Here is a 9,171-nt window from a genome sequence, read left to right on the forward strand (position 1 = left end):
ATTATTAATAGAAGAAAGCGCCTACATTATTTAGATAAAAAAATCCTACTTATAACTATAGGATTAAAAGGGAGGAATATTCATGGAATACACGGTTGAAAAATTGGTTATTAATTATAAAACACTTGAAGAGTTTAAAAAATTTAAAGAATATGGCTTACAAGAGCTTTCTATGCTTGAAGATCTGGAAGCAAATATAATTGAGAACGATAGTAAGTCACCGTTTTACGGAATTTATTTTGGGGATAAGTTAGTTGCAAGAATGAGCCTTTATCAAGTTGAAAAAAACTTTGACAGATATTTCGAACCTGCTCAAGATTACTTAGAATTATGGAAATTAGAAGTAATCCCTGACTATCAAAATAAAGGCTATGGAACTGCACTTGTTGAATATTCGAAAAGTTTAGGTCTGCCAATTAAGACAAATCCAAGAGTAAAGTCAGCTGAGTTTTGGCAAAAGATGGGCTTTTCTTCTGTTCATTATGACATGGAAAGAGATCGTGGAGAAAACCCTCTAGTATGGTTTCCAGAAGGGGTTAAAGAGCAGACTCATTAATTAGGGATGCTTAAAGCTCCAATGACCTTGACAGTGAAATAGAATATGCAAAACGGACATATGTACGAAGCGGACAAAAATTGTCCGCTTTTATTTTTTCAGATTAAATTTTTTGCTGACTATCTTCATTTTTGATTGCAACCATTTTTCTTGCTCTTTCCATAATTTCAATTAATGACTTGTATTCCTTTTCAATTGAGTTTAATTCTTTGATTAAACGTTCGTTTTCTGATGCAAGATAATACAGCTGCTTTTCAAGCTGTTGAATTCTTGCTTCATTTGTTTTAATATCTTCACTTTGTGAACTGGACTCTTCAGCTTTGTGATAAAGGTTTTTTAAGTAGCTGATCAAATCTTCAAATTCCAACGGTTTTTCATTTCCATGTGAATTTTCTGCAAGAACTTCAAGATTATCCGCTACATGGTCATTTTCTTGTAACTTTTCTGCCTCTTCAGCTTGAGGGTTGTGTTTTCTTTCCTTCCGCTGTTTTTTGGCTAGCTCAATACCAGATTTATATTGTTTTCTTACAAATGAATTCCAGCGAAATCCGCAAGCTGCTGCTGTCCTTGATAGTTTTTTCCCTACTTTTTCAAAAGCCTGAAGCTGTGTACCACCTTCTCTAATATGGCGAAGCACCAATTCAGCAAGAAGTAAATCTTCATCGTGAGTCCAAGCATCTTGTCGAGTTGAAGACATCAGAATATCCCTCCTAGTGTTTTTTATTTATACATATGCTTATGCTAGAAAAGATAGACTGATATCCTAAATGATTATCTATAAAGAATGTAGAAAAACCTTATTTTTTCTCCAAAAACTTGGCTACTTGCTGATGATGTGCGTCACTCTCCCATAATTTCGCACATCTCCTTACCTCTTCCTTCACTCTCTCTTGAAGCCCGGACTCATTCCATTTATTAATAAACATTGTTTTATAGGCTTTTAACACATCTGACTCTAAACAAAGTATATTTTTTAAGTGTTTTCGGGCGCTTTCTAGAATATCCCCCTCGACAATAGATTGAACAAACCCTAGTTCTTTTAATTGTTCTGCTTCATAAGTGTGAGCTTCCATTAGCATTTTCATCGCATTCGCAGGCAAAAGTCTTTCAGATAGAAAGGTTCCGCCTCCCCAGCCAGTAGTAATAGCCAAAGAACCTTGGATAAATCCAGCCTTAACATGCTTACTTGCAATACGAAAATCACAGGCTGAAGCTAGCTCACAGCCTCCTCCAACGGCAGTTCCGTTCAGCAGGGCAATTGTAGGCTTTGGCAACAGCAAAAGCTTGACTAGTAAATCGGACATTCTACTAAGCATCACATAGGCTTCCTCCTCTGTTCTTAAACGATGGAAATCGGATAAATCCCCACCAGAACAAAACGCCTTTCCCCCTTGACCTGTTATTGCCAGAACCTTAATATCATCTTCATTAGCTAGAGACAGGGCTTCTTCTAAACCGTCCATAATTTCATAACTGATTGCATTTCTTTTATCTGGTCTGTTAATCGTAAACACTAATAATCCATCTGCATGCTTTTCCAATATGTATGAGTCCATGAGATCCCCCATCAGCATTTATATTGTTCTTTCTCCTTCTAATAGTAGCTCAAAACGATAAAAGCACAAGAACATTATGTTCTTGTGCTTTTATCTGATTGGAAATTAGTTGTTAACAACTTCTTTTCCTTTGTATGTTCCGCAAGCCTTACATACGCGGTGAGCAAGTTTCATTTCACCACAGTTTGGGCATTCTACCATACCAGGTACCTGTAATTTAAAATGGGTACGACGTTTTCTTTTCGCAGTTTTAGAAGTTCTTCTAAAAGGTACAGCCATTAGTCCCACCTCCTTAAAGAGATTTAGAGAGTGTAGTTTTCCTCCAATTATGAATCGGAAGAAGGATCACTATGATCAAAAAAATGAGCAAGTCCAGCAAGACGAGGATCTATTTTATCCTTTTTATCTTGCTCCTGAATGACCTCCCAATCCTTTCCAGACTGAGGAGCTCCTTCTTCACTGCTATCTTCGCAGAATACTTGCATTGGAACCTCGAGTAACAGGATCTCATGAATGACCGGCATTAGGTCAATCACATCACCTATTACTTGGTGAACTTCCTCATCGGTTTCATAATCTAAACCTTTTAAGAGAAAAGTTTCAGTTGTTTCTACATTAATTGGATAGCTTACGTCAACTAACGTACGAGAACAAGGAAGAATTATTTTCCCTTCCATTTTTAAATGGAAGGATACCTTTGCAGAATCAATATCCGCTCGGCCAGTGACCCTCATCGGTGATGCATCTCTAATTGTCGGATCAATGTTTTTAATCTCGTCAACTTCAACTAATTCATCAATGAGCAATTCCTTGCTTCGATATTTTTGTAACTGACTTAATGTCCATTTCATATAAATCACCCCAAGGCAACAAAGGTAATTATAGCTTTCAAATAATTATTTGTCAATAAAAAATCTTTACAGTATAATGTGTTCATTATCAGATTATTTAAACCCTTTGTCCTTTCTGCTTTTTTATTATCCTTCACCTCCCCACTCTCTTTTAAACTAATGTAAGGAGACAAAATGAAAATGAATGCTGTTGGCGTAATTGTAGAATATAATCCTTTTCATAATGGACATGCTTTTCATCTGCAGGAAGCAAAAAAACTTGCAGATGCTGAAGTTGTTATTGCGGTGATGAGCGGTAATTTTCTTCAAAGAGGCGAACCCTCCCTAGTATCAAAATGGAAGCGCACAGAGATGGCATTAAAGGCCGGAGCTGATATTGTTTTTGAACTGCCATATTCCTTTGCTACACAGCAGGCTAATTCATTTGCAAGCGGCGCAGTTTCCATTCTCGAAGCTGCAGGATGTCATTCCCTTTGCTTTGGAAGTGAATCAGGAGATATCGAAAGCTTTTACCGGACTATCACCTTCCTTGAAACAAATAATGAACATTATCAAAGACAAGTGAAATATTATTTAGAACGAGGAAATAGTTATCCGAAGGCAACTTCTTTATCTTTCCATGATCTATCCCCACATAAAGAGTTGCTTGATATGTCAAAACCTAATAATATATTGGGTTTTCAATATATAAAGGCTGTTCAAAAACAAGGTGCTTCTATTCAGCCTTTGACAGTGTCTAGGAAGAGTGCAGATTATCATGATCCTCATTTTTCTTCTGAAACGATTGCTAGTGCAACAAGCATTAGAAAAGCCTTATTCTCAGAGGAAGGTAATATGGCTGACCTTAAACAATACATGCCTAAAACATCCTATCAAGCACTACTTGATTATAGACAGGAATTCGGGCTTTTTCATCAATGGGAGACCTATTGGCCGTATTTAAAATATAGAATTCTGCATTCCACTTTGAAGGAATTAAGCTTTATTTATGAAGTGGAAGAAGGTCTAGAAAATCGTCTTGCTGACGCTGTACTCGTATCGAATAGTTTTAATGAGTTTATGAAAAAAATAAAAACGAAGAGGTATACGTGGACAAGGCTTCAAAGGGCATGTTTACATATTTTAACAAATACAAGAAAGAATGAAATGAATAATCAAGCTGAAAAAGCAGAATATTTGCGTCTATTAGGAATGACTTCTAAAGGGAGACAGTATTTAAACAAGAAAAAATCACGGCTGCAGCTGCCTTTAATTTCAAAAATTTCCTCAGTGCACAATAATCAACTAGCACTTGATATTAAAGCTTCCCGGATTTATTCAATGGGTGCCTTAGGAAATGCCCAGCAGCGCCTGTTGGAAATGGAATTTAAACAGCCGCCGCTTTTCCTGGAATAACAAAAATTCAACATCAAAAATAGCGGTTTATGCCGCTATTTTGATTTTAGTTTATATAAATAATCAATGGCTTCATCAAATGTATCAACGGGAACAACTTTCATTTTTGAACCAATATCCTTCGCCGTCTTTACTGCCGCATTATAATTAGAATCTTGTGCTCCACCTTCTTTTGGAGCAAAGAAAATTTCTGCACCAGCTTTATCAGCAGCAACAATTTTTAGCTCAATTCCCCCAATTCTCCCTATCACTCCTTTTGAGTTAATCGTTCCAGTTCCGGCAATTTTATATCCTCTCGTATAATCTTCTTCCACTAACTGATTATATATTTCCAACGAGAACATAAAGCCTGCGGAAGGTCCGCCAATATCCTCGCTGTTTATCGTTACATTTGGCTTTACCTCAATTTCCTTATCATCCACTAAGGCAATCCCAACACCAGCTTTTCCAGTCTCTTGAAGTTTTTGTAACGCAATCTTGATCTCACTTATTTTATTTTGGCGTTCAAATGTAAACTCTACTTCGTCACCTTCATTTTTTCCGGAAATATAAGTAATAAATTGATCTGAGGATTCAAATTCCTTCCCATCAACTTTAAAGATGCGGTCACCTGCTTTCAGTTTTCCATCAGCAGGCATACCAGGCTTCACATTCAAGACAAAAATGCCATGATACTTATAATGAATGGGAATTTTCGCTTTCTTGTATGCCGTTTCAATGGCTGACTGTTTAGAAGAAGACATTAAATGAAGCTGCCGAACATTATATTCTTCATCCGTTTCGTTTTCCCTCCTGATTTCATCAATTTGATATAGTTCATGATATGGGTTTAGCTTTGCAATGGCATATGAATATATATTTGCTTTCCCCATCCTCACAGTCGTCAGCATGAAGCTTCCTGCTTCCTCGTATCCGTTTTCGACTTGAATGATTGGTCCAAGTTCTTTTGCTAAGCCTGGCTTAGACACATAGTACGGTAAGGAATAAAAAGAACTTAATATTAGAATGATTGCTGCGGTCATGAAGGAACGTATAATGTATTTATTTCTCATTCACTTGCAGGCTCCTTCCACTGGTTGATTACTTCTTTAATTTGTTTAATTTGCTTTCTCGTTTCTTCTTCCCCAATTCGAATGATATCTTCAATATTTGTAAATGCTCTTGAACTATACATTTCAACCCGTGGCTTAATCATAAAATCCGAAACAATTTCCCGATGAGTGACTAATTCCATCTGCAAAATATCCAAACTCTGCATAATTACATCGTAAATGGATGTAATTTCAGCATTTGTTTTGACATGTGATACATCTATCGCAATGACAATATCTGCACCCATTTCCTTTACAACAGATACGGGGACACGGTCAACAACCCCGCCATCTACAAGGAGACGACCGTTAAGTTTTTCAGGAACAAATATCCCAGGAATTGATATACTGGCACGAACTGCATCAGCAATGGGACCTTTTTCAAAGATCACCTTTTCCCCAGTCATTAAATCTGTTGCAACTACCTTAACCGGCAGCTCTAATTGCTCTAAATGTTTGCCGTGAGTAAAAATACGTATAAGCTCCTTCACTTTTTTCCCTGCAATAAAACCCATTTTCGGAACAGTAAAATCCAGATAATATTTACGTTTAAAAGCTTTAGCTAATTTATATAAGCGGTTAATATCCAATCCGGCCCCGTAAAAACATCCAACCATCGCGCCCATACTGCTCCCAGCTATAAAATCAATCGGAATTCCTTCTTCCTTCAATACCTTAATAGCTCCTAAATGTGCAAACCCTCTAGCTCCTCCTGATCCAAGTGCCAATCCAATTTTCGGCCTTTCCAAAAAGATTCCTCCTTCGAGGCTATTTTTCTTTGTGTTATGAGCTGTATGCCTAAATGTGAGGTAATTAATGATTCATGTTCAATCTTATGGTCTATTTTACTGTTCTATGAGTATATTGATTTATAGAGGACAAGGCTTATTTGAAGTAACAGTCAGTTCAACTTTTGAGGGAGGCTCTGCCTAGTGTTACGTTCTAAAATAAAAACAATCATTCTTGCCTTATCCGTAACGATGATGGCCATATCACTTATATCTTTTCCTCAAGAGTCTGTAGATGCTTCCATAAGGGGCTTGAACATGTGGTGGGAAATCGTATTTCCTTCCCTTTTACCTTTTTTTATTGTTTCTGAAATGCTTATAGGGTTTGGAGTAGTCAGGTTCATTGGTGTACTCCTTGAGCCGCTTATGCGCCCATTATTCAAGGTTCCTGGTGTTGGCGGGTTTGTTTGGGCAATGGGCATGGCATCCGGGTTTCCTGCAGGTGCAAAATTAACTCTGCACGACTAAGACAAGAAGGTCAAATATCCAAAACTGAAGCTGAACGATTAGTTTCCTTCACTAATTGTTCCAATCCATTGTTTATTTTCGGTGCTGTGTCTGTCGGTTTTTTCCATAATGCAAAGCTTGGTGTAATCCTTGCATTAGCTCATTATTTAGGCAATATTACAGTTGGACTTTCAATGAGATTTTATGGCCGTAAAAACGAAGCGACTAACGAGAAGAAACAAAGAAAGCCCTCTATTAGATATGCATTATCCGTCCTTCATCGTACGAGAATTAATGATAATCGGCCGATTGGCAAGCTACTTGGCGATGCAGTCATGTCGTCTATTCGAACATTATTAATGATTGGCGGATTTATTATTCTTTTTTCTGTCATTAATAAATTACTTTACCATCTTGGAATTACCGCCTTTTTAGCTGGCGGATTAGAATTTATCCTGTCAGCATTTAGTCTTCCAGTTGAATTAAGCACTCCATTTATTTCGGGTATTTTTGAAATCACTCTTGGGAGTCAGTTGACCAGCCAAGTTCAGGAAGCAACTCTAATGCATCATGCAATCATTACAAGCTTTATTTTAGCATTCAGCGGCTTTAGTGTTCAGGCGCAAGTCGCAAGTATACTAGCACAGACTGATATTGATTTTAAGCCGTTCTTCATTGCACGGATATTTCATGGTTTTTTTGCTGCTTTATATGCAGCCCTTCTCTGGAATCCTGTATATGAGCGTTTTTACAATACTGAACAGCCTTCGAATGCAGTGCCAGTTGCCTTTTTGGGTGAAGGCTCCTGGATGCATAAATGGTTTACAAGTCTTTCGGAAGCCGGTCCTCTTATCACTATCTTCGCATTGCTATGTTACACAATATTACTTGCAAGAAGATTAGGAAGATAGCTTTAATGTAATGTAAATTAACGAGCACGAAATGTGCTCGTTTGTTTTATTTATTAAATTTATCCTTAAGTGCTTCTTCTACAGCAGGGGGAACAAGCTCAGAAACCTTTCCATTATATTTGGCAACTTCCTTTACAATACTAGAGCTTAAAAAAGAATATTGATTGTTTGTCATGATGAAAAAGGTTTCAATTTTATCATTTAGTACACGGTTCATGGAAGTGATCTGCATCTCATATTCAAAATCCGAAACTGCACGCAGACCGCGAATAATAGCGCTTGCATTTACCATATTCGCATAATCCACAAGCAAGCCCTGAAAGGCAGAAACCGTCACATTTGGTATCTCCTTAGTCACTTCCTTTATTAACTTTAACCTTTCATCAACAGTAAATAATGGATTTTTCGAAGAGTTATTTAATACAACAACATGAATTTGATCAAATACTTTTGCTCCTCTTTTAATAATATCCAGATGTCCATAAGTAATTGGATCAAAACTACCAGGGCAAACAGCAATACCGCCCATAATTATCCCCCTCGTATATTTATATCGGCATATGATAGATTGTTATCGCAATCATACCGTATTTTTCATATTTTCGCTTTTCAAGTCTTCCAACAGTGTCAGGTAATTGAATATCAGAGCCATGCTCACATACAATGGTTCCGCCTTCAACAAGCACATTTTCTGTATTAATTATTTCCATCAGTTTTAAAAGCTGCTGTTTTTTATAAGGAGGATCCATAAAGATAATATCAAAAGATAATTCTCTTTTTATAACTGCCTTCAAAGCTCTTTCCGCTTCATTTCGATAAATTTCTGCTCTGTCCTCAAAATCACATGTATTCACATTTTCGTGAATAGTCTGAATCGCTTTCCCATCCTTGTCTACAAAAATCGCCTTCTCAATGCCACGGCTTAAAGCTTCTATGCCAAGCCCCCCGCTCCCGGCGAATAAGTCAAGGACAGTTCCCCCATTAAAATAAGGTCCAATCATATTAAACATGGCTTCCTTCACTTTATCAGTTGTTGGTCTTGTTGAACTTCCAGGTACGGCCTTTAGTGCCTTTCCTTTTCTAGTTCCTGAAACTACTCTCATTATTCATTATCACCACTAATCATTACTCTGTCTATTTTTTCCTTCCTATCCTATCATAATTATTATCTGTCGCCAACATGTTATTCGATTCATCCCACCAAGGTGTAAAAAAATGATGATTGATCCATTTAATGGACCACTGGAAAAAAATATCCCTAATAGTGTATATCCAGAGCTATTGTGGAAATAATGTAATTAACAGCATCTATTCGAGGATGTTGTTGCCAACCGCGGAGAAGACTTACGTTTCCCCATAAGTTCTTCCTCCGGTTTCTCCTCTCCCTTTGCCTTCTATCCTTAATGAGGATATAGAAGGACCCTGCAGAATTTCTGCAGGGTTTTTTATTTTTTCCAAACCTGTTATCTTAATAAGAAAAAATAATTTCATCATCCTCTTCTTCAATCGTAACCTTAAACAATGTTTCAATCCATTGCCCGCTCATATATATATTTCCATTAATGACCGCTAATGG

Annotated in this window: 10 protein-coding genes and 1 pseudogene; 3 read left to right on the forward strand and 8 right to left on the reverse strand. The window is 37.1% G+C overall.

Annotated elements, in window-relative coordinates; genetic code table 11:
- Positions 1 to 82 precede the first annotated feature (82 nt).
- A complete protein-coding gene (locus V7164_RS13340) occupies positions 83 to 556 on the forward strand; it encodes an N-acetyltransferase (protein WP_335354304.1) in 474 nt (157 codons plus the stop codon).
- 103 nt (positions 557 to 659) lie between these two features.
- On the opposite strand, the gene V7164_RS13345 is transcribed toward V7164_RS13340, so the two are convergent.
- The 4 genes from V7164_RS13345 to V7164_RS13360 form a co-directional block, all read right to left on the reverse strand.
- On the reverse strand, positions 660 to 1,253 hold the full coding sequence (locus tag V7164_RS13345) for an RsfA family transcriptional regulator (RefSeq protein ID WP_335347707.1): 594 nt from the start codon (positions 1,251 to 1,253) through the stop codon (positions 660 to 662).
- A 100-nt stretch (positions 1,254 to 1,353) separates the two neighbouring features.
- On the reverse strand, positions 1,354 to 2,112 hold the full coding sequence (locus V7164_RS13350) for an enoyl-CoA hydratase/isomerase family protein (RefSeq protein ID WP_335347708.1): 759 nt from the start codon (positions 2,110 to 2,112) through the stop codon (positions 1,354 to 1,356).
- 105 nt (positions 2,113 to 2,217) lie between these two features.
- Positions 2,218 to 2,391 carry a 50S ribosomal protein L32 gene (rpmF, locus tag V7164_RS13355; RefSeq protein WP_003348855.1) on the reverse strand — a complete coding sequence of 58 codons (174 nt, stop codon included), beginning with the start codon at positions 2,389 to 2,391 and terminating at the stop codon, positions 2,218 to 2,220.
- A 47-nt stretch (positions 2,392 to 2,438) separates the two neighbouring features.
- Positions 2,439 to 2,963 carry a YceD family protein gene (locus V7164_RS13360; RefSeq protein ID WP_335347709.1) on the reverse strand — a complete coding sequence of 175 codons (525 nt, stop codon included), beginning with the start codon at positions 2,961 to 2,963 and terminating at the stop codon, positions 2,439 to 2,441.
- Between the two features lie 180 nt (positions 2,964 to 3,143).
- Between V7164_RS13360 and V7164_RS13365 the strand changes: the two genes are divergently transcribed.
- Positions 3,144 to 4,358, forward strand: coding sequence for a nucleotidyltransferase (locus V7164_RS13365; protein WP_335354305.1), 1,215 nt, complete (start codon positions 3,144 to 3,146; stop codon positions 4,356 to 4,358).
- A gap of 35 nt (positions 4,359 to 4,393) precedes the next feature.
- Here the strand turns inward: V7164_RS13365 and V7164_RS13370 are convergent, their stop codons facing one another.
- Positions 4,394 to 5,410 (reverse strand): SepM family pheromone-processing serine protease, encoded by a 1,017-nt coding sequence (locus V7164_RS13370; protein ID WP_335346310.1) that lies wholly within the window; start codon positions 5,408 to 5,410, stop codon positions 4,394 to 4,396.
- Positions 5,407 to 6,198, reverse strand: a complete 792-nt coding sequence (locus V7164_RS13375) for a patatin-like phospholipase family protein (protein WP_335346309.1) — start codon at positions 6,196 to 6,198, stop codon at positions 5,407 to 5,409. The genes V7164_RS13370 and V7164_RS13375 overlap by 4 nt, the downstream gene beginning before the upstream one ends.
- Positions 6,199 to 6,381: 183 nt before the next feature.
- Between V7164_RS13375 and ylbJ the strand changes: the two are divergent.
- Positions 6,382 to 7,595, forward strand: a pseudogene (gene ylbJ, locus V7164_RS13380) (sporulation integral membrane protein YlbJ).
- Between the two features lie 46 nt (positions 7,596 to 7,641).
- On the opposite strand, the gene coaD reads toward ylbJ, so the two are convergent.
- Positions 7,642 to 8,124 carry a pantetheine-phosphate adenylyltransferase gene (coaD, locus tag V7164_RS13385; RefSeq protein WP_335346307.1) on the reverse strand — a complete coding sequence of 161 codons (483 nt, stop codon included), beginning with the start codon at positions 8,122 to 8,124 and terminating at the stop codon, positions 7,642 to 7,644.
- Between the two features lie 19 nt (positions 8,125 to 8,143).
- Complete coding sequence (gene rsmD / locus V7164_RS13390) at positions 8,144 to 8,698, reverse strand: 16S rRNA (guanine(966)-N(2))-methyltransferase RsmD (RefSeq protein ID WP_335346306.1); 555 nt, start codon at positions 8,696 to 8,698, stop codon at positions 8,144 to 8,146.
- Between the last annotated feature and the right edge of the window lie 473 nt (positions 8,699 to 9,171).

The sequence above is a fragment of the Bacillus sp. JJ1474 genome, assembly GCF_036965225.1.
GTDB lineage: Bacteria > Bacillota > Bacilli > Bacillales > Cytobacillaceae > Cytobacillus.

Excerpts from the sequence above, each read along its gene's own strand:
- V7164_RS13340 (WP_335354304.1), top strand. The coding sequence starts at position 83 with ATGGAATACACGGTTGAAAAATTGGTTATTAATTATAAAACACTTGAA.
- V7164_RS13345 (WP_335347707.1), bottom strand. The coding sequence starts at position 1,253 with ATGTCTTCAACTCGACAAGATGCTTGGACTCACGATGAAGATTTACTT.
- V7164_RS13350 (WP_335347708.1), bottom strand. The coding sequence starts at position 2,112 with ATGGACTCATACATATTGGAAAAGCATGCAGATGGATTATTAGTGTTT.
- rpmF (WP_003348855.1), bottom strand. The coding sequence starts at position 2,391 with ATGGCTGTACCTTTTAGAAGAACTTCTAAAACTGCGAAAAGAAAACGT.
- V7164_RS13360 (WP_335347709.1), bottom strand. The coding sequence starts at position 2,963 with ATGAAATGGACATTAAGTCAGTTACAAAAATATCGAAGCAAGGAATTG.
- V7164_RS13365 (WP_335354305.1), top strand. The coding sequence starts at position 3,144 with ATGAATGCTGTTGGCGTAATTGTAGAATATAATCCTTTTCATAATGGA.
- V7164_RS13370 (WP_335346310.1), bottom strand. The coding sequence starts at position 5,410 with ATGAGAAATAAATACATTATACGTTCCTTCATGACCGCAGCAATCATT.
- coaD (WP_335346307.1), bottom strand. The coding sequence starts at position 8,124 with ATGGGCGGTATTGCTGTTTGCCCTGGTAGTTTTGATCCAATTACTTAT.
- rsmD (WP_335346306.1), bottom strand. The coding sequence starts at position 8,698 with ATGAGAGTAGTTTCAGGAACTAGAAAAGGAAAGGCACTAAAGGCCGTA.